At 68.7% G+C, this 21,395-nt stretch carries 19 protein-coding genes and 1 tRNA gene; 11 read left to right on the top strand and 9 right to left on the bottom strand.

Features of this window, described 5'->3' with window-relative positions; translation table 11 throughout:
- On the bottom strand, positions 1-1,665 hold the full coding sequence (gene argS, locus BLP88_RS13180; protein WP_074589864.1) for an arginine--tRNA ligase: 1,665 nt from the start codon (positions 1,663-1,665) through the stop codon (positions 1-3).
- 171 nt (positions 1,666-1,836) lie between these two features.
- Here argS and BLP88_RS13175 point away from each other — a divergent pair, with 171 nt between their 5' ends.
- The 6 genes from BLP88_RS13175 to BLP88_RS13150 all read left to right on the top strand — a co-directional run bounded on the left by BLP88_RS13175 (position 1,837) and on the right by BLP88_RS13150 (position 6,447).
- Positions 1,837-2,313, top strand: coding sequence for an FMN-binding protein (locus tag BLP88_RS13175; RefSeq protein ID WP_074589863.1), 477 nt, complete (start codon positions 1,837-1,839; stop codon positions 2,311-2,313).
- Between the two features lie 5 nt (positions 2,314-2,318).
- Positions 2,319-3,191, top strand: coding sequence for an FAD:protein FMN transferase (locus tag BLP88_RS13170; RefSeq protein WP_074589861.1), 873 nt, complete (start codon positions 2,319-2,321; stop codon positions 3,189-3,191).
- Complete coding sequence (locus tag BLP88_RS13165; RefSeq protein WP_074589859.1) at positions 3,188-4,723, top strand: FAD-dependent oxidoreductase; 1,536 nt, start codon at positions 3,188-3,190, stop codon at positions 4,721-4,723. The genes BLP88_RS13170 and BLP88_RS13165 overlap by 4 nt, the downstream gene beginning before the upstream one ends.
- Before the next feature lie 118 nt (positions 4,724-4,841).
- Positions 4,842-4,917: transfer RNA gene (locus BLP88_RS13160), tRNA-Arg, on the top strand.
- A gap of 138 nt (positions 4,918-5,055) precedes the next feature.
- Positions 5,056-6,099: a M4 family metallopeptidase gene (locus BLP88_RS13155; protein WP_245679865.1), complete on the top strand. Its 1,044-nt coding sequence runs from the start codon at positions 5,056-5,058 to the stop codon at positions 6,097-6,099.
- 57 nt (positions 6,100-6,156) lie between these two features.
- The gene (locus BLP88_RS13150; RefSeq protein ID WP_074589857.1) at positions 6,157-6,447 is read left to right on the top strand and encodes a protealysin inhibitor emfourin; all 291 of its coding nucleotides are present in this window, start codon (positions 6,157-6,159) and stop codon (positions 6,445-6,447) included.
- 16 nt (positions 6,448-6,463) lie between these two features.
- On the opposite strand, the gene BLP88_RS13145 is transcribed toward BLP88_RS13150, so the two are convergent.
- Positions 6,464-7,432: a GlxA family transcriptional regulator gene (locus tag BLP88_RS13145; protein ID WP_074589855.1), complete on the bottom strand. Its 969-nt coding sequence runs from the start codon at positions 7,430-7,432 to the stop codon at positions 6,464-6,466.
- 81 nt (positions 7,433-7,513) lie between these two features.
- Here BLP88_RS13145 and BLP88_RS18990 point away from each other — a divergent pair, with 81 nt between their 5' ends.
- The 4 genes from BLP88_RS18990 to BLP88_RS13130 all read left to right on the top strand — a co-directional run bounded on the left by BLP88_RS18990 (position 7,514) and on the right by BLP88_RS13130 (position 13,895).
- Positions 7,514-7,684, top strand: a complete 171-nt coding sequence (locus BLP88_RS18990) for a hypothetical protein (protein ID WP_175453554.1) — start codon at positions 7,514-7,516, stop codon at positions 7,682-7,684.
- A gap of 135 nt (positions 7,685-7,819) precedes the next feature.
- The gene (locus BLP88_RS13140) at positions 7,820-8,797 is read left to right on the top strand and encodes a helix-turn-helix transcriptional regulator (RefSeq protein ID WP_074589854.1); all 978 of its coding nucleotides are present in this window, start codon (positions 7,820-7,822) and stop codon (positions 8,795-8,797) included.
- Between the two features lie 31 nt (positions 8,798-8,828).
- The gene (gene hrpA, locus BLP88_RS13135; protein ID WP_074589852.1) at positions 8,829-12,824 is read left to right on the top strand and encodes an ATP-dependent RNA helicase HrpA; all 3,996 of its coding nucleotides are present in this window, start codon (positions 8,829-8,831) and stop codon (positions 12,822-12,824) included.
- A gap of 72 nt (positions 12,825-12,896) precedes the next feature.
- Entirely contained in the window at positions 12,897-13,895 is a 999-nt protein-coding gene (locus BLP88_RS13130; RefSeq protein WP_074589850.1) for a beta-ketoacyl-ACP synthase III, read from the top strand.
- A gap of 15 nt (positions 13,896-13,910) precedes the next feature.
- Here BLP88_RS13130 and BLP88_RS13125 read toward each other — a convergent pair whose 3' ends face one another.
- The 7 genes from BLP88_RS13125 to BLP88_RS13095 all read right to left on the bottom strand — a co-directional run bounded on the left by BLP88_RS13125 (position 13,911) and on the right by BLP88_RS13095 (position 20,237).
- Positions 13,911-14,375 carry a methyltransferase family protein gene (locus tag BLP88_RS13125; RefSeq protein WP_245679864.1) on the bottom strand — a complete coding sequence of 155 codons (465 nt, stop codon included), beginning with the start codon at positions 14,373-14,375 and terminating at the stop codon, positions 13,911-13,913.
- 40 nt (positions 14,376-14,415) lie between these two features.
- Positions 14,416-15,588, bottom strand: a complete 1,173-nt coding sequence (locus tag BLP88_RS13120; RefSeq protein WP_074589847.1) for a flavin-containing monooxygenase — start codon at positions 15,586-15,588, stop codon at positions 14,416-14,418.
- 11 nt (positions 15,589-15,599) lie between these two features.
- Entirely contained in the window at positions 15,600-15,923 is a 324-nt protein-coding gene (locus BLP88_RS13115) for a hypothetical protein (protein ID WP_074589845.1), read from the bottom strand.
- Between the two features lie 89 nt (positions 15,924-16,012).
- Positions 16,013-17,689 (bottom strand): helix-turn-helix domain-containing protein, encoded by a 1,677-nt coding sequence (locus BLP88_RS13110; RefSeq protein ID WP_074589844.1) that lies wholly within the window; start codon positions 17,687-17,689, stop codon positions 16,013-16,015.
- 123 nt (positions 17,690-17,812) lie between these two features.
- Positions 17,813-18,241 carry an HIT family protein gene (locus BLP88_RS13105; protein WP_074589842.1) on the bottom strand — a complete coding sequence of 143 codons (429 nt, stop codon included), beginning with the start codon at positions 18,239-18,241 and terminating at the stop codon, positions 17,813-17,815.
- Positions 18,238-19,386, bottom strand: coding sequence for an NAD(P)-dependent alcohol dehydrogenase (locus BLP88_RS13100; protein WP_074589840.1), 1,149 nt, complete (start codon positions 19,384-19,386; stop codon positions 18,238-18,240). Before BLP88_RS13100 ends, BLP88_RS13105 begins: the two co-directional genes overlap by 4 nt.
- A complete protein-coding gene (locus BLP88_RS13095) occupies positions 19,383-20,237 on the bottom strand; it encodes a sulfurtransferase (protein ID WP_074589838.1) in 855 nt (284 codons plus the stop codon). Before BLP88_RS13095 ends, BLP88_RS13100 begins: the two co-directional genes overlap by 4 nt.
- 72 nt (positions 20,238-20,309) lie before the next feature.
- Here BLP88_RS13095 and BLP88_RS13090 point away from each other — a divergent pair, with 72 nt between their 5' ends.
- Entirely contained in the window at positions 20,310-21,395 is a 1,086-nt protein-coding gene (locus tag BLP88_RS13090; protein WP_074589836.1) for a PLP-dependent cysteine synthase family protein, read from the top strand.

Raw genomic sequence — 21,395 nt, 5'->3', positions numbered from 1 at the left:
TCACATCCGTTCGGGCGCGGAAACGCCCAGCAGTTCGAGGCCGTTGGCGAGGACCTGGCTGGTTGCGTCGTTGAGCCACAGGCGGGTCCGGTTGACGTCGCGGACGGGTTCTTCGCCCTGCGGCGAGACGCGGCAGGCGTCGTACCAGCGGTGGTAGGCGCCGGCGATCACTTCCAGGTGGCGGGCCACGCGGTGCGGTTCGCGGAACTCGGCGGCCTTGGCCACGATCGAGGGGTAGCTGCCCAGGTAGGACAGGAGCTCGTTTTCGGTGGCGTGGTCCAGCAGGGAGGCGTCGAAGGCGTCCTCGCCGTTGACCTGGCGTTCGACGCCGGCCTCGGCCGCGTTGCGTGCCGTGCCGCGGGAGCGGGCGTGGGCGTACTGCACGTAGAACACCGGGTTTTCGTTGCTGTTCTTCTTCAGCAGTTCCGGGTCCAGCGTCAGCGGCGAGTCCGCGGGGAAGCGGGCCAGGGAGTAGCGCACGGCGTCGGTGCCGAGCCAGGAGATGAGGTCCTTGAGCTCGATGATGTTGCCGGCACGCTTGGACAGCTTGGCACCGTTGACCGACACCAGCTGGCCGATGAGGACCTCGATGTTGGTTTCCGGATCATCGCCTGCGCAGGCGGCGATGGCCTTGAGGCGGTTGATGTAGCCGTGGTGGTCCGCGCCGAGCAGGTAGATCTTTTCCGGGAAGCCGCGGTCCTTCTTGGACAGGTAGTAGGCGGCGTCGGCGGCGAAGTACGTGGGTTCGCCGTTGGCGCGGATCATCACGCGGTCCTTGTCGTCACCGAAGTCGGTGGTGCGCAGCCAGACCGCGCCGTCCTTGTCGAACACGTGGCCCTGCTCGCGCAGGCGGGCGACGGCGGACTCGATGGCGCCGTGGTCGTGCAGGTCCTTCTCGGAGAAGTAGACGTCGAAGGACACACCGAATTCGGCGAGCGTGGCCTTGATGTCCGCCATCTGGGCCTCGTAGGCGGCCTGGCGGATGACCGGCAGCGCGGCCTCGTCCGTGAGTTCGCGGATGGCGGGATGGGCCTTGAGCACTTCGTCGCCGAGTTCCACGATGTACTGGCCCGGGTAGCCGCCCTCCGGAACGTCGCGGCCATGCAGGCGGGACAGCACCGAGTTGGCGAAGACGTTCATCTGGGAGCCGGCGTCGTTGATGTAGTACTCGGCCGTGACGTCTGCACCGGAGGCGCGCAGCACGCGGGCGATCGAGTCGCCGAGCGCGGCCCAGCGGGTGTGGCCGATGTGCAGCGGACCGGTGGGGTTGGCCGAGACGAATTCCATGTTGACGACGTGGCCTGCGAGCGCCTGGTTGCTTCCGTAGGAGCGTCCGGACTCGACAATGACCTTGGCCAGGGCGCCGGCGGCGGCCGCGTCCACGGTGATGTTCAGGAAGCCCGGGCCGGCGATGTCCACGGCCGTGACGCCGTTGATCTCCTTGAGCCGGGTGCGCAGGATTTCCGCGAAGGCCCGCGGGTTGGTGCCGGCCTTCTTGGCCAGCTGCAGGGCGATGTTCGTGGCCCAGTCACCGTGCTCCCGGTTCTTGGGTCGCTCCACGCGCACCTCATCCGGCAGCTCGGATTCGGAAAGGGCGACGTCGCCGGCGGCAACGGCGTCTTTCAGGCAGGCGGATATGGCGGCAGAGAGTTCTTCGGGAGTCACCCGTCTAGCGTACCGTCGGGGCTTGCCAGTGGAGGAATTGCAACAGCCGGCGTCACAGCCTGGGCACAGATCCGGCTGCAGCTGCGCACAGGGTGAACCAATACGCTGGTTCGGACGTCAAAGGAATGAACCGCTTTGCCACCCCGTCCCGCAAGTTGAAACGAGCACATCATGACCACGCCACTTCGCAAGGGCCTCCTCGCCGGGGTCGCCGGACTCTCCCTCACCGCAACGGTGGCCGCTTGCGCGCCCACCGCCCAGGCCCCGTCCGGCCAAACCACCGCCGCCCAGACACCCTCCTCCAGCACCAGCGGCGGCTCCGCATCCGCCGACCCGGGCACCGGCGGCACAAGCGGCTACAAGGACGGCACCTACAGTGCCGACGGCCACTACGAATCGCCCAACGGCACCGAAACCGTGGGCGTCCAGCTGACCCTGGCGGGTGGAACCGTCACCGCCGTCGAGATCACCACCCACCCCACCAACCCCAACACCCGGAAATTCCAGGGCGAATTCAAGGACGGCATTGCCGCCCAGATCGTGGGAAAGAAGCTCGATGAGCTCAGCGTGTCCAAGGTCTCCGGTTCGTCGCTGACCAGCGGCGGCTTCAACGAGGCTGTGAAGTCCATCAAGGCCCAGGCGAAGTAGCGGCCATGCCGCACCCCGGCTGGGACACCTTCGCTTTCGACGGCATCGGCACCGCCTGGGAAATCTCGACGCCGGATCCGATCGCTCCCGCGGTGCGCGCCCGCCTGCTGCAGGCCGTGGCCGACTACGACCTCAGCTACTCGCGCTTCCGCCCCGATTCCCGGATCGCCGAACTGGCGCGGGCGGCGGTGACGGTGACCCTGCCGGAGCACGCGGAGCAGCTGGAAGCCGTCTTCCGCACCTTGTACCGGCTCAGCGGCGGTTCGATGACGCCGCTGGTGGGCGGCAGCCTGGAGCAGCTGGGCTACGGACCTGACTACGCCCTGGTTCCCCGCGGACCCGCCCGCCCCGCGCCGCGCTGGGAGAACGTCCTCCGCTGGGACGGCACCACGGTGGGCTGCACCGAGCCGGTGGTGCTCGACGTCGGCGCCGCCGGAAAAGGCCAGCTCGTTGATCTGCTGGCGGAGATCCTGCGGGCGGACGGCGTCACGCAGTACCTGGTGGACGGCAGCGGCGACATGCTGCACGCCGGGCCCGCGCCGGTGCGGGTGGGCCTGGAACACCCGTACGATCCCGCGCAGGCGATCGGCGTCGTCGAACTCGGCAACCGGGCGCTGTGCGCTTCGGCGAGCAACCGGCGGGCCTGGGGCGACGGGCTGCACCACGTGCTGGACGCCGCCACCGGCCGGCCGGTGGACACCGTGGTGGCCACCTGGACGACGGCGGCATGCACCCTCGAAGCCGATGCCCTGGCCACGGCGTTGTTCCTTGTGGAGCCTGGCCTGTTGGAGGAAGAATTCGAGTTCGACTGGCTCAGGGTTTTTTCGGACGGCAGGGCACACTGCTCGCAGGGCTTTGAAGGGGTGCTGTTCACATGACCACGGTTGCCATCGCGACCCCCAAATCGCGGCTCGACACCTGGCTGGGCCGCTTCACCATGTACCGGCTGATCCTCTGGGTGCTCGCCATCCTCGCGGCGTACAGCCTGGTCCTCAACACCCTCGGCTGGTTGACGTTCGGCCTGGCGGACATGCTGGCGCATGCCGTGCTCTGCCTCGGCCTGACGTACCTGTCCAACCGCGCTTTCGCCGCGGTGTTCCGGGTCCGGCCGCATTCGGAGTCCTCCCTGATCACCGGCCTGCTGCTGTTCTTCCTGTTCTGGCCAAGCGAGCTGCTGCCGGCGGTCGCCTGGCCGGACCTCGCCGGCGTCGCCCTGGCCTGCGTGCTGGCCTCGGCGTCGAAATACCTGTTGGCGTTCCGTGGCCGGCACATCTTCAACCCGGCCGCGGCCGGGGCATTCATCGTCTCCCTGACAGGGTTGAACGTCGCCACGTGGTGGGCGGCCACCCCCGCGATGCTGTGGGCTGTCCTGCCGGGCGTCGCCCTGATCATGTACCGGACCAGGAAGGTGCTGATGGCCTGCACCTTCCTGCTGGTGTCGGGCTCGATCGTCTTCACCGAACTGCTCCGCGCCGGAATGCCGGCGGGGGCGGCCCTCTGGCAGCCGTTCGCGCAACGGCCGCTGCTGTTCTTCGCCGGTTTCATGTTGACGGAGCCGCTCACCCTGCCGCCCCGGCGCTGGCAGCAGCTGGCGCTTGCCGCCGTCGTCGGCGTGGTGTTCGCGGTGCCGTACAACCTGGGGTTCGTGGCGAACTCCCCCGAGCTGGCGCTGCTGCTGGGCAACCTGCTGGCCTTCTTCGCCGGCCAGCGCGGGGGCATCCGGCTCGTGTTCGCGGGGTCCCGGCCGCTGACGCCGACCACCACGGAACTGCGTTTCGCGGCCCTCCGGCCCGTCCGTTTCACGCCGGGCCAGTACATGGAGCTCGACCTGCCGCACTCCTCCTCCGACGGCAAAGGTCGACGGCGGATCTTCAGCATGAGCAGCGCGCCCGGCAGTGCTGAACTGACGTTCGGGGTGGGGACGGCCGAACCGCTATCGGCGGCGAAGCGGGCCCTGCTCGAGCTGGCTCCGGGCGATCCGCTGCGGGCCACCGCCGTGGGCGGCGACTTCGTGCTGCCGCGCGACGGCGGAACGCCCGTGCTGCTGATCGCGGCCGGCATCGGGATCACCCCGTTCCTGTCGCAGCTGGGCTCCGGCGCGGCCAAGGAGCGCGACATCGTGCTGCTCTATCTGGCCACCGGGGCCGACGAGCTCGCCGGTACGGACGTGCTGGCGGCTTCCGGTGCGCGTGTGATCGCCCGGCTCGCCGACGGTTCCGCTCCGCCGGACTTCATGCATGACGCCGGAACGGTAAGGATCGACGGGTCCTCGCTGCGCGAGCTGGTGCCGGACATTGCGCACCGCACCGTGTATGTCTCCGGCTCCCCCGCCCGCGTGGAATCCCTTCGCAGCGCCGCCCGGCACGCCGGGGCACGGCGCGTCCGGGTGGATGCCTTCGCCGGCTACTGACGGGTACGCCTGCCGGTCCGCCGCCGGGCACGGCCGCCGCGCCGCTTTTCCGCCGCTTTTCCATTGCGGCCCGCGGACCTGCTAAGCTCTTCAACGTCCCGGAAACGGGAACCCGGATGCCCTCGTAGCTCAGGGGATAGAGCGTCTGCCTCCGGAGCAGAAGGCCGTAGGTTCGAATCCTATCGAGGGCACCATTTGAAACCCCGCCGTTCCTTGTGAGCGGCGGGGTTTCTGCGTTGTGGCCGAACATGCCGGGAGCGGGCGGGCAAATTGTCAGTGGCCGCTCCTAAGCTGATTCGTACCTGCTACGCCAGACGCTAAGGGGTTTGCCAATGATCTGCTCCATCGTTCCTCCGTACATGCTGCGCCGCCTCGCCGCCCGCCCGGAGCCCCGGCTCCGCGCCATCGCGCGGGCCGCGAAGGAATCGCTGCTGCACATCAAGGGCCTGCAGGCCGCCCGCGCCCTCCCCGTGCCCGCTACTCCCCCGGGCGCACGCCAGGCCACGCCAACCCCGCCCAAGCGCACCATCTACGACGCCGCGTCCACCGAGACCCTGCCCGGCACCCTGGTCCGGAAGGAAGGGATGCCGCCTGTCGGGGACGCCGCAGCCGATGAAGCCTACGACGGCCTGGGCGATACCCACAGCCTCTACGCGGATGTCTTCGAACGGAACTCCATCGACGGTGCGGGCCTGAAGCTGGACGCCACGGTCCATTTCGGCGAGCTCTACGACAACGCTTTCTGGGACGGCCGCCAGATGGTCTTCGGCGACGGGGACGGCCAGATCTTCCAGCGCTTCACCAAGTCCCTGACCGTGATCGGCCACGAGCTCGCCCATGGCGTCACCCAGTACACGGCCGGACTCGCCTACCGGAACCAGGCAGGCGCCCTCAATGAATCCATGTCCGATGTCTTCGGCGTGCTCGTGGAACAGTACGCCCGCAAACAGCCGGCCGCGGAGGCCAACTGGCTGATCGGCGAAGGACTCTTCACCGACGCCGTGCAGGGTGCGGCACTGCGCTCCCTGAAGGCACCGGGAACGGCGTACGACGACGATGTCCTGGGCAAGGACCCGCAACCGGATTCCATGGACAGCTATGTGCGCACCACCGCGGACAACGGCGGGGTCCACATCAATTCGGGCATCCCCAACCGGGCGTTCTACCTGGTGGCCTCGGAGCTGGGCGGCAATGCCTGGGAAGCGCCGGGCCAGATCTGGTACGGAACCCTGACCAGCGGATCCCTCCCGGCGGCGTGCACCTTCGGCAAGTTCGCCAGGACCACCATCGCCACCGCAGAGGAACTGTTCGGCAGCGGTTCCGCCGAGCATGACGCCGTCCTGAAGGCGTGGGAAACTGTAAAGGTCAAGGTCTGACTCCAGCGCCGGCCGCCGGTGGATCCCTATCCGGGGCGGCACGAAGATCGGTGAGGCATGAAAATCACTGTCCGTCGCAGCGGAGGCATCGCTGCAATGACGCGTGTCTGGAGCGTCAATGCCGTGTCGGCGGACGACAAGGAGCGCTGGATGCCGCTCGTCGAGGCCTGCCCCTGGGATGAAGCCAAGGCGCTGTCCCGCACGGCCAACCAGCCTGACCGGTTCATGTATTCCATTCGGGCAGGGCAGCGCCGGGCCACCCTGCCGGACCGGGAGGTCACCGGCCCCTGGGAAGAGCTGGTGGAGTTCGCCAAGGCCGAGGGTTCCGAAAGCCGCGGAACGCGCTAGCTATCCGGCTCCCGTGCTACCCAACTTCGGCCAGCTGGCCGCGGAACGCCCGGCGGTAGGACTGCGGGCTGGTGTCCAGGACCTTGGCGAAGTGGTGCCGCATCAGCACGGAATGGCCGAAGCCTGCCTCGCGCGCCACCTCGTCGATGTTCAGGTCGCTGGTTTCCAGCAGTTCCTGGGCGCGCAGCACCCGTTGTGAGTTGAGCCAGGCCGCGGGAGTGGCGCCGGTTTCGGCCCGGAAGCGGCGGGCAAAGGTCCTGGGCGACATGTGCAGCCGTTCGGCGAGCTCCGCGATGCTGTGCTCCTGGTCCAGGTTCTCCACCATCCAGCGGAGCAGGGCTTCCATCGGCGCCGAGCCGCAGCTGGGCATGGGGCGGTCGATGAACTGGGCCTGGCCGCCGTCGCGGTGCGGTGCCACCACCATGTCCCGGGCGATCGCCGCGGCCACCTTTGCACCCAGTTCCACGCGGACCAGGTGCAGGCAGGCGTCGATGCCGGAGGCGGTGCCCGCGCTGGTGATGATGGTCCCGTCCTGCACGTAGAGGACGTTCTCATCGACCCGGGCCCGGGGATAGCGGCTGGCCAGGTCCTGGGAATAGTGCCAGTGGGTGGTGCAGCGGCGCCCGTCGAGCAGTCCGGCCCGGGCGAGTGCATAGGCACCGGAGCAGATGGACAGCACCCAGGCACCCCGCTCATGGGCGGCCCGGAGAGTTTCCAGGACCTCCTCGGGTACGTCCAGGTCACGGCCGTAGGGAGCCATGATCACCAGGTCAGCGTCGGATGCAGCCTCAAGGCCCAGGCCCACATGCATCGACAAGCCGGACTTCATGGGGACGTCGCCGGGCTGCGGGGTGCACACCCGGAAGTCGAACTTTGGAACTCCGCCCTCGCGCTCGGAGCGGTCGATGCCGAAAACCTCGAAGGCGGTGCCGAATTCGAAGATCGAGAAGCCCGGAACAACGATGACTGCCACTGATTTCAACATACCTCCAGTGTGGCAGAAATTTTGCTAAATGGGTCGTTTCTGCCACTGTTTCTTGGAGTCGGCCGGGCAGACGATGGAGGCATGGAATTTCTCGTAGCCCTCATCGTCATCATCGTCCTGCTGGCTATCGCAGCCACCATCTCGGCAGTCCTGCGCGACGGCCGCGGCCACATCCCGCCGGTCCGCTCCGAACGCGACTGGCGCGCCCTTGACCTCCCCAGCAGCGCCTACTGGACCATGCGCCTGCTCTGACCCAATACGGCCCACACCGGCGAGGGGCCCCGCCTGAGGCACGAAGGGCGGGGAGCCGGTGGTGGGCCCACACCGGCGAGGGGCCCCGCCTGAGGCACGAAGGGCGGGGAGCCGGTGGGGACTAGGCTGTGGTCCATGATCCAAAGCTCCGCCCGCCTGCTGCAGTTGCTCTCGCTGTTGCAGCTGCGGCGCGAATGGACCGGACCGGCCCTGGCCGGACGCATGGGCGTCACGGAACGCACCGTGCGCCGCGACATCGACAAACTCCGCACGCTGGGATACCCCATCCACGCCTCGCCCGGTATTGCGGGCGGCTACCAGCTGGGAGCCGGCGCCCAGCTGCCGCCGCTCCTGCTCGACGACAACGAGGCCCTCGCGGTCGCCCTCGGATTGAATTCCGTGGCCGCCGGGCCTGTCGCGGGCATCGGCGAAGCCTCCGTGCGGGCCCTGGCCAAGCTTGAGCAGGTCCTCCCTGCCAGGCTGCGCCCGCGCTTTGCCACCCTCAAGGCCGCGGTGACCACGCTGCCCAGCAACGCGGCCTCGGTGGATCCGCACCAACTCACCGTGGTGTCCTCGGCCATCGCGGACCGGCGCCTGATCCGCTTCGACTACGCCAAACCTGACGGCACGGTGGACCGCCGCACGGCCGAACCTTATCGGCTGGTGGACACAGGCCGCCGTTGGTACCTGGTGGCCTGGGACCTCGAGCGGGAAGACTGGCGGACGTTCCGCGCGGACCGCATCGTCTCCCTGCCCGCAGCCACCAAGAAGTTCCTCCCCCGCGCCCTTCCGGCGGAGGACCTGGCCGCCTACGTCCAACAGTCGGTGACCCGTTCGCCGTACCGTTATGACGTCGTCGTGCGCCTGTTCGCCCCGATCGGCGAGGTGGCCGCACTCGTCGGTCCGCACCTGGCGACCCTGAGCGACGACGGCGGATCAGCCACGCTGCTGCATGCCGGCTGGGACAGCCTGGCGCAGCCCGCCGCGAACCTTGCGGCGCTGGGCATGGAGTTCGAGATCATCTCGCCCCCGGAGTTCAAGGAATACGCCCTGGCCCTGGCCGGTCGCCTGGCCCGGTCCGCCGGCACCGCGGCAGGCCAAGCACCTCGGTAGGCCCGGCACCGCAGTAGACTGGCTTGCAGCCATGACACTTCATATCTCCTACCCCGCTGAGCTGCCGGTCTCCGAGCGCCGCGAGGACATTATGGCGGCCATCGCCGCGAACCAGGTCACGATCATCGCGGGCGAGACCGGTTCGGGTAAGACCACCCAGATCCCCAAAATGTGCCTTGAGCTGGGGCTCGGCGACAAGGGGCTGATCGGCCACACCCAGCCGCGCCGCCTCGCCGCGCGAACCGTGGCTGAGCGCATTGCCTTCGAACTCGGCGTCGAGATCGGCCAGGAGGTGGGCTTCCAGGTCCGCTTCACCGGCGAGGTCAGCAAGAGCACCAAGATCAAGCTCATGACGGACGGCATCCTGCTGGCAGAAATCCAGCGGGACAAGCTGCTGCGCAAGTACAGCACCATCATCATTGACGAAGCCCATGAGCGCAGCCTGAACATCGACTTCATCCTCGGCTACCTCAAGCGGATCCTGCCGCAGCGTCCGGACCTGAAGATCATCATCACGTCCGCCACGATCGACCCCGAACGCTTCGCCAGGCACTTCGGCGGCGACGACGCCCCCGCGCCGATTATCGAGGTGTCCGGCCGGACGTACCCCGTGGAGATCCGCTACCGCCCGCTCTCCCAGCCGGCCGGCGGCCCGGCGGAGGGCGACGAAACCCCCGACGACGAACTCGAGGAAGACCGCGACCCGCTGGACGCGGTGTGCGACGCCGTCGACGAGCTCGCCCAGGAGGCCCCCGGTGACATCCTCATCTTCTTCTCCGGCGAGCGCGAAATCCGCGACGCCGCCGAGGCCCTGAACGGCCGGATCCAGGCAAACCGGCGGCTCGCCGGCACGGAGGTGCTGCCCCTCTACGCGCGGCTCAGCCTGCAGGAGCAGCACCGGGTCTTCAACCCGGGCGGCAAGCGGCGGATCGTGCTGGCAACCAACGTTGCCGAAACCTCGCTCACCGTGCCGGGGATCAAGTACGTGGTGGACACCGGCACGGCCCGCATCTCGCGCTACTCGCACCGCACCAAGGTCCAGCGCCTGCCGATCGAGCGGGTTTCGCAGGCTTCGGCCAACCAGCGCTCGGGCCGCTGCGGCCGCGTCTCCGAAGGCATCGCCATCCGGCTGTACTCGGAAGAAGACTACGACTCCCGCCCGCAATTCACCGACCCGGAGATCCTGCGCACCAACCTGGCCGCCGTCATCCTGCAGATGACCGCGATGGGCGTGGCCCGCGGCCCCAAGGACATCGAGGACTTCCCCTTCGTGGAGCCCCCGGAGTCGCGGGCCATCAACGACGGCGTCACCCTCCTGCGCGAGCTCGGCGCCCTGAAGTCTCCGCAACAGGGCGCGCGGCAGCAGGGAGCGAGGGACCAGCAGGGCGGACTGACCGCCGTCGGGCACAAGCTCGCCCAGCTGCCCGTGGACCCGCGGCTCGGCCGCATGATCGTGGAGGCCGGTAAGCGCGGCTGCGTCAAGGAAGTCATGATCCTCGCCGCTGCGCTGACCATCCAGGATCCGCGGGAGCGTCCCACGGACAAGCAGCAGCAGGCCGCCGAAAAGCATGCCCGCTACCGGGACGAGAACTCGGACTTCACCGGCTACCTCAACCTGTGGAACCACCTCCAGGAACAGCAGCGCGAACTGTCCTCCACGCAGTTCCGCCGCTTCTGCCGCAACGAGTTCATCAATTACCTGCGGGTGCGCGAGTGGCAGGACCTGTTCCAGCAGCTCCGGCAGCTGGCCAAACCGCTGGGCATCACCATCGACAACAAGCGCGAGGCCGATCCCGTGGGCCTGCACGATGCGATCCACATCAGCCTGCTCTCCGGGCTGCTGAGCCACATCGGCCTGCTGGACGAACGCAAGCGAGAATACGCCGGCGCCCGCGGCAGCCGCTTCGCCATATTCCCGGGCTCGGCCCTGTTCAAGAAGTCTCCCGCGTTCGTGATGGCCGCCGAACTGGTTGAAACGAGCCGGCTGTGGGCCAGGGTGGCGGCGAAGTTCGATCCGCTCTGGGCAGAGCAGGTAGCTCCGGACCTGGTGAAGCGCACCTACAGCGAACCGCATTGGTCCAGCCGCAACGGCTCCGTGATGGCGCACGAGAAGGTCACCCTCTACGGCGTGCCGGTCATCCCCAACCGGCGCGTCAACTACGGGCGCATCGATCCGGAGCTCTCCCGGGAGCTTTTCATCAGGCACGCCCTGGTGGAGGGTGAGTGGCGCACCCACCACAAGTTCTTCCACCGCAACCGCGCGCTGCTGAATGAGATCGAGGAGCTCGAGACCCGGATGCGCCGCCGCGACATCCTGGTGGATGACAACACCCTCTTCGAGTTCTACGATGCCAGGATCGGCAAGGACGTGGTGTCCGAGCGGCACTTCGACAAGTGGTGGAAGGAAGCCCGGCAGCAGGATCCCGCTCTCCTGGACTTCGACCAGTCGCTGCTGATCAGCGAGGATGCCGCGGAGCTGGACGATTCGGCGTACCCGAAGACCTGGCTGCACAAGGGTTTCGAGCTGCCCCTCAGCTATGAGTTCCATCCCGTGGCCCCGGGCTCCGCACCCAACCCGTCCGACGGCGTCACCGCCGAAGTGCCGGTGCTGTTCCTCAACCAGCTCGACGACGGTGCCTTCCGCTGGCAGATCCCCGGCCAGCGCGTCGAGCTGCTGACGGCCCTGATCAAGTCCCTGCCCAAGCAGGTCCGCAAGAACTTCGTGCCGGCCCCTGACGTTGCCCGGCAGGCGGCCGCTGCCCTGGAGGCGGACTTCGACCCCGCCACGGACGAGCTCGAACCGTCGCTGGAGCTCGTGCTGCGCCGCCTGCGCGGGCACATCATCCCACCCGGCTCGTGGAACTGGGCTGCCGTCCCGCAGCACCTGCGGGTCAGCTTCAAGGTGGTGGACAGCCGGGGCAAGGTGCTCGGCGAAGGCAAGGACCTTGCGGCCCTGCAGGAAGAACTCGCCCCGGCCACCCGACGCGCCATCGCAGAATCCCTCGGGGCGACCCCGGCGACGACGGCGCGCGCCACCACGAAGGCGGCCGGCGGCAAGGCGGGCGGCACCGCGGCCGTGGGCGGCTTCAACGGAAAAGCTCAGGCGTCCGGAAAGGACCGGTCTGCGGCCAGCGCCGCGCAGCCCGCCGGCGGCATCGCCGAGCAGGCAGGGCTCACCGAGTGGAGCGTCGGCAGCATCGAACGCCAGGTCAGCCGGACGGTCAACGGCCATCAGGTGACCGGTTTCCCGGCTCTGGTGGACGAAGGCAAGAGTGTGGCGCTGCGGGTCTTCCAAACCCGGGCAGAGCAGGAAACCGCCATGCGCGGCGGGGTTATCCGCCTGCTCGCCCTACGCGTGCCTTCGCCGGACCGCTACGTCCTGGAGCACCTGAACAATACGGAGAAGCTGACCTTCAGCCAGAACCCGCACGGCTCGGTCAGCGCGCTGATCGCCGACTGCGCCCTCGCCGCGATCGACAAACTGACTCCCGCGGAGCTGCCGTGGGACAGGACGTCCTTCGACGCCCTGTATGAAGCCGTGCGCGCCGAACTGATCGACACCGTGTTCACGGTGACCGCCGTCGTCGAGCGCATCCTCGCCAGCAGCCGGCGCATCGAGAAGCAGCTCAAGGGCAGCACCAGCCTGAGCCTGATCAGTGCGCTCAACGACATCAAGAGCCAGCTGGAACAACTCGTCTTCCCCGGCTTTGTAGCACAGACGGGCTACGCCCAGCTCAGCCAACTGCCGCGCTACCTCGCGGCCATCGAGAAGCGGCTGGAGAAGCTGCCGAACAACGTACAGCGGGACTCCCTGAACATGGCCGCCGTCCAGGCCCTGGAAGACGACTACGACGACGCCGTCTCGGCGCTCCTGCCGGGCCGGCGGGCCGGCAGCGAATTAACCCGGGTGCGCTGGATGCTCGAAGAACTCCGGGTGAGCCTCTTCGCCGTCGAACTCGGCACGGCCTACTCGGTCTCCGAAAAGCGGATCCGCACCGCGCTGAACCAGGCGCTCGCCCCGGCCTGACCCGCAGCCGCCCGTCTTCCCGCCGTCAACCCCGCACCCCCAACTGCGGGCTGCCCACCTGAAAGGACCAGGATGACCCTGCACCCTCCCGCCCTGCAACTTCCCCAAGGCCCCGCCGGAACCGAGATCCGGGGCCTCGGCCATGCCCAGCCTGTCCGCGTCATGGACAACTTTGAGCTCGAGACGATCCTGGACACCAACGACGAATGGATCCGCCAGCGCACCGGGATCGTCACGCGGCACATTGCCGGCGAAGGCGAAACCGTCGCGACCCTGGCAACAGATGCGGCCCGCATGGCACTGGCCGATTCAGGCCTGGAGCCGGAGCAGATCGACCTTGTGGTCGTCGCCACCACCACTTCGCAGGAACGTTCTCCGAACACCGCCGGCCGGGTGGCCCAGGCCTTGGAACTCGGAGCGGCCCGCCGTGGCCCCGGCGTCATTGAGATCAACACGGCCTGCTCGGGCTTCGAGTACGCCCTCGGCATTGCCGACCAGGCCATCCGTTCGGGCTCCGCCACCCACGCGATCGCGGTCGGCGCCGAAACGCTCTCCACCGTTACGGACTGGACCGACCGCACCACAGCGGTGCTGGTCGCGGACGGCGCCGGGGCCGCCGTCGTGGGTCCCTCCGACGCTCCGCGGATCGGGCCGGTGGTGTGGGGATCCCGCACAGACATGGCCGATTCGGTGCGGATCGGCCCGCCGGAGGGCAAGTTCGCGCAAAACGGGCGGGAGGTGCTGCGCTGGGGCCTGCTCGACGCCGTCGGCCACGCCCGCGAAGCCGTGGAACGGGCCGGACTCACCCTGGACGACATCGAGGTGCTGGTGGCGCACCAGGCGAACCTGCGCATCATCGAACCTCTCGCGCAGGGCCTGGGCCTCAGCGACAAGGTGGTGGTGACCGACGTGACCGAGTCCGGCAACACCTCGGCCGCGAGCGTCCCGCTGGGCCTGAGCAAGTGGTGGCACGCCGGCCGCATCCCCGCCGGAGTGCCGGCGCTGCTGTTCGGATTCGGCGGCGGCTTCACCTACGCAGGCATGGTGGCCATGACACCGCAGCGGGCCTGATCTCCGCCTGCCCGGTCACACCCACAGCCGCCGCAGCCGCCGCAGGGAAAAGTAGCGCGGAACCCGCGCCGCGTAGGCGTCGAATTCCGCGCCGAACAGTTCCGACAGCGCCCGCTCCTCGGCCAGCACTCCGCGGTGCTCGGCCAGGGCAGCGGCCGGCGTGGTGAGCAGCGCCCACGCGGAACCTTGGAGCAGTCCGGTGCCGAGGTGTATCAGCCACCAGCCGGCGTACATGGGGTTACGGCTCACGGTATAGGGCCCGGTCACCACCAGCCGCCCCGGATGTTCCAGGTCAAACCCTTCGCCTTCATGCCGCCGGCGCTCCGCCAGCGAGAGGAGGTTGATCACGCACCCGGCCAGGAGCAGGCCCGCACCTGCGGTACGGCCGAGCGAACGGGGTCCCGGCAGCCGGGCGGGCCGCAGCCGGGCGAGGAGCAGGTCCGCCGCCAGCCCGGCCACCTGCCCTGGAGGCAGGGGCACGTTCCCGAGGACCTCCTTGGCACCCATCAGGCCCAGCCCGTCACGCGCCGTCCCGGACCTTCTGCGGCCGGGCCTTCTGCCGGGCCTCCTGCGGCCGCTCCGCGGCGAGGCCGGCGGAGTCCCCGGCCCCGCGGCGGGGAATCTGCCGTGCCAGGTAGGCAGCGTCGCGGGCAACGCCGGGCAGCGTGGCCGACGCTGCCGCATAGAGGAATTCCTGGCCCAGGAAGAACAGGCCCGCGGCGTCCCGCGCCACCCCGCGGTGCTGCCGCGGCCGGCCGGCCCCGTCGAAGGCACGTGGCTCAACCCAGGCGAAGTCATCCGTGTATCCCGTGCACCAGATGACGTTCGCGACGTCGAGGACGCTGCCGTCTTCCGCCACCGGCCTGCCGTCGCGGACGCCTGTGATCCTGGGAACCCGTTCAACGCCGGCATCCGTGAGGTCCTTGATCTTGGTGCGGATCAGCGGGGTCCCGTGGCTGAGGAATCCCGGCGCTGCCTTGCGGCCGATCGGTGTGCCAAGAGTGAGGACGTGGGTGCCGGCGAAGCGCACCAGCGGCAGGATGAAGCGCGCGGCGGCCCGGCCGTGCTTGACCGGAAGCTCGGCGGTCGGCTTGCCGGCCAGCAGGGTGGGGTGGCTGCGGCTGACTTCCAGCGCGATTTCCGCCCCGGAATTGCCCACTCCGACCACCAACACCGGACCGGGCCGGAGCTGCCCGGGATTGCGGTACGCGCTGGAATGGAGCTGGAGAACAGAGTCATCCAGCTGCGCCGCAAAATCCGGAATCTTCGGGGCGACGCAGGCGCCGGTGGCGACCACCACGTTCGCGGCCTTCCAGCTCCGGCCGCCCGCTTCCGCCACGTAGTGGCCGTCGTCGTGCCGGAGGCGCTCTACCTTCGCGCCCAGCCGCACCGGCAGGCCGAAGTGCTGGGCATAGTTTTCAAGGTAATCGGCCACCTCGTCCTTGCCGGGGAATCCGAGGCGGTCTCCCGGGAAAGGCAGTCCGGGGAGGCCGTCGAACTTCACGGGGGTAAAGAGGCGCAGCGAGTCCCAGCGTTGCCGCCAGGCGTCGCCAACCCGTTGCCCGGCGTCGAGGATCGCGAAATCGCGGCCCTGGCGGGAAAGGAAGTAGCCGAGCGCGAGCCCGGCCTGCCCGCCGCCGACAATGATGGTGTCCAGGACCCTATCGGATGCATGGTTCTGCACGGTGTTCATGATGGCACTCCTTATGCTTCGAGCAGTCTTTCCTGGGGACGCAAACCTTTGCCCACCACGTCCGTGGCTCCGCCTGGCGCGCGGCGGTAGCGCAGGCACCAGGCAAGCATCAGAACGGACGCCACAACATAGGCGACATGGAGCAGCCAGATCGGTCCGGCGGGCAGGCTGAACACGTAGACGGAATGGACCGCGTTCGCGATGTTGGCCAGGAGCAGGTTGCCCAGGCTGTACGAGGCAAGGTCCTTCGTGCGTGCAGCCTTCACCAGCATCGGCAGCATGCTCACGGCGAACAGGATTGTCGAGACGGTTCCGGCGATCATGGGAAGGTTCATGCTTCGACGTTATGGCTGCGGGCCACAGCCGCGCATCGGACGGATGATGCATCTTGCCCGGGACGCGGATGGGTAATTCGATGCAGGCCTCACGCCATTAACCCGTGCTCGTACGCATACCGGCTCGCCGACACCCGGGAGCTGACCTCCAGCTTGAGGAAGATGTTGCTCAGGTGCCGCGCAACGGTTTTTTCGCTCAGGAAGAGTTCGACGGCGACCTCCCGGTTGCTCTTGCCGGCCGCCACCAGCCGCAGGACTTCGAGCTCGCGGCCGGTCAGCGGTCCCTGCCCCCCGTCCGGCGCGCCGGTTCGGGCCGCTGCGTCGTCCCGGGCTTGCGTCGCGCCCCCGATGAGCGCATCAGCCAGTGCGTGGGCCGGGGCGGCCCCGAGTTCTTCGAATTCCTTGCCCGCCGCTTCGAAATCCATGAGCGCTGTCTCCTCGTCCCCCAGCCGCCGACGGGCCCTGGCCACCAGCACCCGGCAGCGGGCAGCCTCGTAGGGGATCTCGAGGGTCCGCCACAAGGTCCAGGCAGTCCGCAAGGGTTTCAGGGCCGCGGCCGTTTCGCCTTCTTCGAGGAGCACCGCGCCGTCGGCCTGAGCAGCCAGGGCACGGGGCATCGCCGCCGGATAGCCGGCAGCGAACCGCCCCAGATCTTCCGCCGCGGCGCGGGCAGCCGCGAGGTCGCCGGCCGCCAGCTCGATCTCGACCAGGCCCGGGAGCAGGCGGCTCCGCCACGTCGGGTCTGCGGCAGCCACGGCGTCGTTGATCTGGTGCCTGGCCAGTTGCACCTCCCCCAGCGCAAGGTGCAGGAGGGCCATTCCGGGCTGCGGGTCGAAACCGGAGTCCGCTGCCGCCCGGTAGGAGACCGCAGCAGCCTCGAAGAGGCCGCGGAGCCGCTGTACCTCTCCCTGGTAGTAGAAGGCCCCGAACCTGGCTTCCGGATCTCCGCGGGCGGACCGTTCCTGGGCCTTCGCGGCGGCGGTCATGGCCTCGTCCCACTGGCCGCGCAGGACATACAGTTCCGCCCGGTGCGCATGGCATTGCCCGCTGAAGAGCACCAGGTCCGGCTGCCCCTCGCACCAGCGGTCGAGCGCCTGGGTCCATTCCAGGGCACGGGGCAGGTCGAAGACGGCCTGGCAGGTTCCGATGGTGGCGCAATAGATGATGCCGCACGGAATGGCGGACACCTCGCCGGAGATGGCCGCCACCATCACCTCGTCGAACAGCTCCAACCCGTCTGCCGGATGGCCGAGCATGACCTGCGCCTGGCCCTGGCCAAGCTGCGCCAGGCAGGTGACGTCCCGGTCGCGTGACGCCGTGCCGACTCCGTGGGCCCTGCTGAAGAGGGCGGACGCACCTGCGGCATCGCCTCCGTAAAGTTTCGCGACGGCGGCCGGGATGAGGAGCAGCCCTTGGGCCGCACCGGGCTCGTCGACTTCCTCGAGGAGCCGGGTGCCCCGTGCAAGCCACCCGGAACTGGCCGCCGACGAGCCGCTGTTCAGCAGGTGGATGCCCAGCCAGGCGGCGCACCGCACGGCTCCCGGGACGTCACCGGTGAGCAGGTACTCTTCGTGGGCCCGGGTCAGGGCATCGGTCCCGTCGTCCACGTGGCCCGTGAGGAACGCGACGGTGGCAAAGCGTTCAAGGTCGGCGGCGGGAAGCCCGCCTTCGCGGTGGGCGTTCCCGAAGTGCCCGAAGGCTTCACCCCAGCGGTGATCGTCGTAGGCGGCGCGGCCCAGGTCCAGGCCGGCTTTGGACGTTGCCATGACACCTCCGGCGCACTGCTGCCGCGCGCTGCGCGCGGATTGCGTCCTTGTCTATGCGCCACGGTACGCCTGGGATGTGCGGCCCACAATGCCACGCAGGCTGTGGCTGTGCGGCAGGGCCGCTCAGGACTCGGGGACGAACTCCCCGTGTCCGGCATCCCGCAGGGCCGTGCGGATCCGCTCCGCGTTTGCTTCGAGCTGTGACGGGTCCGGGTTGTGGTCCGCGGAGCCGAAATCGTAGTCGGCCATCGAGTTCGACGGCCAGACGTGGAGGTGGAGGTGGTCCACCTCGTAGCCGGCCACCAGCAGGCCTGCACGGGAGGCACCGAACTCCGGCACCAATGCCTTGCCGATGGTCTGCGCTACAGCGGTCACACGGCCAAGCACCTCGGCCGGCGCATCTGTCCAGCGGTCCACCTCAAGGCGCGGGACAACCAGGACGTGGCCGTCGGCCAGGGGCGCGATGCTCAGGAACGCCACCACGTCTTCGTCTTTCCAGACGAAGCGGCCCGGGATGTCGCCGTTGATGATCTTGGTGAAGAGGGTGCTCATGCGTCTGCCTTTTCGGACGGGGTGTGCAGGGTCTTGGTGTCGAGGACGAAGCGGTATTTCACGTCACCGGCGACCATGCGGTCGTAGGCTTCGTTAAGTCCGTCTGCGTCCACGATTTCGATGTCGCTGGCCACGCCGTGTTCGGCGCAGAAATCGAGCATCTCCTGGGTCTCGGCGAGACCGCCGATCAGGGAACCGGAGTAGGCCAGGCGGCGCCGGATCAGGAGTCCGGGGCTGACCGGCGGCATGTCGCTCGGCGGCAGTCCCAGCTGGAAAAGCGCCCCGCCCAGGCGGAGGGTGCGCAGGTACGGGTTGAGGTCGTGGGGCGCGGCCACGGTGTCGATGATGACGTCGATGCTCGCTTTTGCGGCGCCCATGGCGTCAGGGTCCCGGGAGAGGACCACACGGTCCGCGCCAAGCTCGCCCGCGGCCGCCGTCTTGCCCTCCGAGCTGGTGAAGACGACCACCTCCGCACCCATGGCTTTGGCGATCTTCACGGCCATGTGGCCGAGCCCGCCCAGACCGACGACGCCCACGACGTCTCCGGGTTCGACGTCGAAATAGCGCAGCGGCGAGTAGGTGGTGATTCCGGCACAGAGCAGCGGCGCCGTTGCCGCCGGATCCATGCCTTCGGGAATCCGGAGCACGAAGCGGCGGTCCACCACCACGGTGCCGGAATAGCCACCCTGGGTGATGGCGTCACCGTTCCGCGGATCCTTTGCCCCATAAGTGCCCACATTGCCGCGCTCGCAGTATTGCTCGAGTCCTTCGAGGCAGCTGTCGCATTCACGGCACGAGTCCACCAGGCAGCCGACGCCCACCAGTTCACCGACGCGGAACTCACTCACGGCCGCTCCGGTCCGACGCACCCTGCCCACGATCTCGTGGCCCGGCACCAAGGGATAGGGCCGGCTGCCCCATTCGCCGCGGGTGGCATGCACGTCTGAGTGGCACAGCCCGCAGAATTCAATGTCGATTTCGACGTCGTCCGGCTTCGGGGCGCGGCGCCCGATCGTCAGCGGCACCAGGCCGCTGTCCGCCGAAACAGCCCCCATCGCCGCCGTGAGTGTGCCCTGCCCGGCAAGGGCTTCCGCCGTCGTCAGGGGCCTGCCGAGCGGAGGGGGTACGGGGCGTCCGGGAGTCATGCTCCGACGCTACCACCGGGTGCGGCGCCGACGGCCACCTCGTTCGCGTCCTCGGAGGACCACTGCGAGAAGGAGCCGGGATAGAGAGCCGCGGGGAAACCGGCGATCTCCAGCGCCGCGATCTGGTGGGCTGCGGTCACGCCGGAACCGCAGTAGACCGCGACGGCGGTGCCGCCGTCGATCCCCGCCTCCGCGAAGCGGGAACGCAACTGCGCCGGAGTCAGGAAGCGGCCGTCCGCCGCGAGGTTCTCCCCCGTTGGTGCGCTGACGGCGCCGGGGATGTGTCCGGCCCGGGGGTCGATCGGTTCGATCTCGCCGCGGTAGCGCTCCGCCGCCCGGGCGTCAAGCAGGATGCCTTGTTCATGCCATGCGGCTGCGCCGGCCATGTCGATGGCGGGCATCCTGCCCCGCCCCAGGGAGACCGTACCTTCCGGAACGGTCTGCTCCCCGGACTCCACCGGAAGGCCGGCCGCGCGCCAGGCGGCCAGTCCGCCGTCGAGCAGGAAAACGGACTCCAGCCCGGCATCGCGCAGCAGCCACCAGGCACGGGCCGCGGCGGTATTGCCGTTGTCGTCGTAGGCCACCACGGTGTCGCCGTCGTTGATCCCCCAGGCGCGGGCGCTGCGCTGCAACGCCTCCGGAGCAGGGAGGGGGTGGCGGCCTTCGCCTTCCGCCGAGGGATCCGCGAGTTCGTGGTGCAGGTCCACGAACGCGGCACCGGGCAGGTGTCCTGCCAGGTAATGGTCGTGGCCGTGCGGGTCGCCGAGCACCCAGCGGACATCAAGCAGCACGGTGCGCTTCCCGGAATCCATCCGCTCCTTGAGGGTGGCAACATCCATCAGTGTGCCCATCGGCATCTCCTTCGTTCCCATGGCAGGCAGGCGGTTCCCAGCTTATATCCGGCGCGCCGGTAGGCTGGATCGGTGAAGACTGCAGGGAAGCAAAACAGGCGGTGGGCCAGCGAGGCCATCCGGCGCATCGAGGCGGAGAACAACCGGTCCGCGGACACGCACCTCTATTCGGTGCCGCTACCCGAACACTGGGGCGTGCAGCTGTACCTGAAGGATGAATCCACGCACCGCTCCGGCAGCCTCAAGCACCGCCTGGCGCGCTCGCTGTTCCTGTACGGCCTGGTGAACGGCTGGATCAACGAGGACACGACCATTGTGGAGGCGTCCAGCGGCAGCACGGCCGTTTCGGAGGCGTATTTCGCACGGCTCATTGGGCTGCCCTTTATCGCGGTGATGACCCGCACCACCAGCCCGGAGAAGATCGCCCTCATTGAAGAGTTTGGCGGCAGCTGCCTGCTGGTCGACCACGCTTCGGAGGTTTACGCCGCTGCGCAGGAGGCCGCCAGGACGTCCGTCGGCCATTACATGGACCAGTTCACTTACGCTGAGCGGGCCACCGACTGGCGCGGCAACAACAACATCGCGGAATCGATCTTCGAGCAGCTTGCCCTGGAGGAGCACCCGGTCCCGGAATGGATCGTGGTGGGCGCGGGCACCGGCGGGACCAGCGCCACCATTGGCCGCTACCTGCGGTACCACTGCCACGGGACGCGGCTGGCCGTCGTCGACCCCGAAAACTCGGCGTTCTATCCGGGCTGGCGGGACGGCGTCGAGGAGTACAGCACCGGCATGCCGTCCCGGATCGAAGGCATCGGCCGCCCGCGGATGGAACCGAGCTTCGTGCCGGCCGTCATCGACACCATGATCCCGGTGCCGGATGCGGCGTCCGTCGCGGCCATGCGGCATCTGCGCAGCCTCACCGGCCTGAAGGCCGGCCCATCCACCGGTACGAATCTCTGGGGTGTGTGGCAGCTGGTGGCCGACATGGTGGCGCAGGGGAAGCGCGGAAGCATCGTTTCGTTGATGTGCGACGGCGGCGAACGCTACGCGGGCAGCCACTACAAGCAGGAGTGGCTGGACGCTCAGGGCCTGGATCCGCGCCCGTATGAAGCGGTCCTGGCGGAGTTCTTCGACACCGGAAAGTGGCCCGGGGTATAA

Origin of the sequence: Arthrobacter cupressi (genome assembly GCF_900099975.1) — a bacterium.
GTDB lineage: Bacteria > Actinomycetota > Actinomycetes > Actinomycetales > Micrococcaceae > Arthrobacter > Arthrobacter cupressi.
The sequence above is the reverse complement of the archived record's forward strand: the minus strand, read 5'-3'. Positions and strand labels throughout refer to the sequence as shown.

What these genes read in the sequence shown, in the direction of transcription:
- BLP88_RS13175 (WP_074589863.1), top strand. Translation starts at nt 1,837, where the DNA reads ATGACCACGCCACTTCGCAAGGGCCTCCTCGCCGGGGTCGCCGGACTC.
- BLP88_RS13170 (WP_074589861.1), top strand. Translation starts at nt 2,319, where the DNA reads ATGCCGCACCCCGGCTGGGACACCTTCGCTTTCGACGGCATCGGCACC.
- BLP88_RS13165 (WP_074589859.1), top strand. Translation starts at nt 3,188, where the DNA reads ATGACCACGGTTGCCATCGCGACCCCCAAATCGCGGCTCGACACCTGG.
- BLP88_RS13155 (WP_245679865.1), top strand. Translation starts at nt 5,056, where the DNA reads ATGATCTGCTCCATCGTTCCTCCGTACATGCTGCGCCGCCTCGCCGCC.
- BLP88_RS13150 (WP_074589857.1), top strand. Translation starts at nt 6,157, where the DNA reads ATGAAAATCACTGTCCGTCGCAGCGGAGGCATCGCTGCAATGACGCGT.
- BLP88_RS13145 (WP_074589855.1), bottom strand. Translation starts at nt 7,432, where the DNA reads ATGTTGAAATCAGTGGCAGTCATCGTTGTTCCGGGCTTCTCGATCTTC.
- BLP88_RS18990 (WP_175453554.1), top strand. Translation starts at nt 7,514, where the DNA reads ATGGAATTTCTCGTAGCCCTCATCGTCATCATCGTCCTGCTGGCTATC.
- BLP88_RS13140 (WP_074589854.1), top strand. Translation starts at nt 7,820, where the DNA reads ATGATCCAAAGCTCCGCCCGCCTGCTGCAGTTGCTCTCGCTGTTGCAG.
- hrpA (WP_074589852.1), top strand. Translation starts at nt 8,829, where the DNA reads ATGACACTTCATATCTCCTACCCCGCTGAGCTGCCGGTCTCCGAGCGC.
- BLP88_RS13130 (WP_074589850.1), top strand. Translation starts at nt 12,897, where the DNA reads ATGACCCTGCACCCTCCCGCCCTGCAACTTCCCCAAGGCCCCGCCGGA.
- BLP88_RS13120 (WP_074589847.1), bottom strand. Translation starts at nt 15,588, where the DNA reads ATGAACACCGTGCAGAACCATGCATCCGATAGGGTCCTGGACACCATC.
- BLP88_RS13115 (WP_074589845.1), bottom strand. Translation starts at nt 15,923, where the DNA reads ATGAACCTTCCCATGATCGCCGGAACCGTCTCGACAATCCTGTTCGCC.
- BLP88_RS13110 (WP_074589844.1), bottom strand. Translation starts at nt 17,689, where the DNA reads ATGGCAACGTCCAAAGCCGGCCTGGACCTGGGCCGCGCCGCCTACGAC.
- BLP88_RS13105 (WP_074589842.1), bottom strand. Translation starts at nt 18,241, where the DNA reads ATGAGCACCCTCTTCACCAAGATCATCAACGGCGACATCCCGGGCCGC.
- BLP88_RS13100 (WP_074589840.1), bottom strand. Translation starts at nt 19,386, where the DNA reads ATGACTCCCGGACGCCCCGTACCCCCTCCGCTCGGCAGGCCCCTGACG.
- BLP88_RS13095 (WP_074589838.1), bottom strand. Translation starts at nt 20,237, where the DNA reads ATGGGCACACTGATGGATGTTGCCACCCTCAAGGAGCGGATGGATTCC.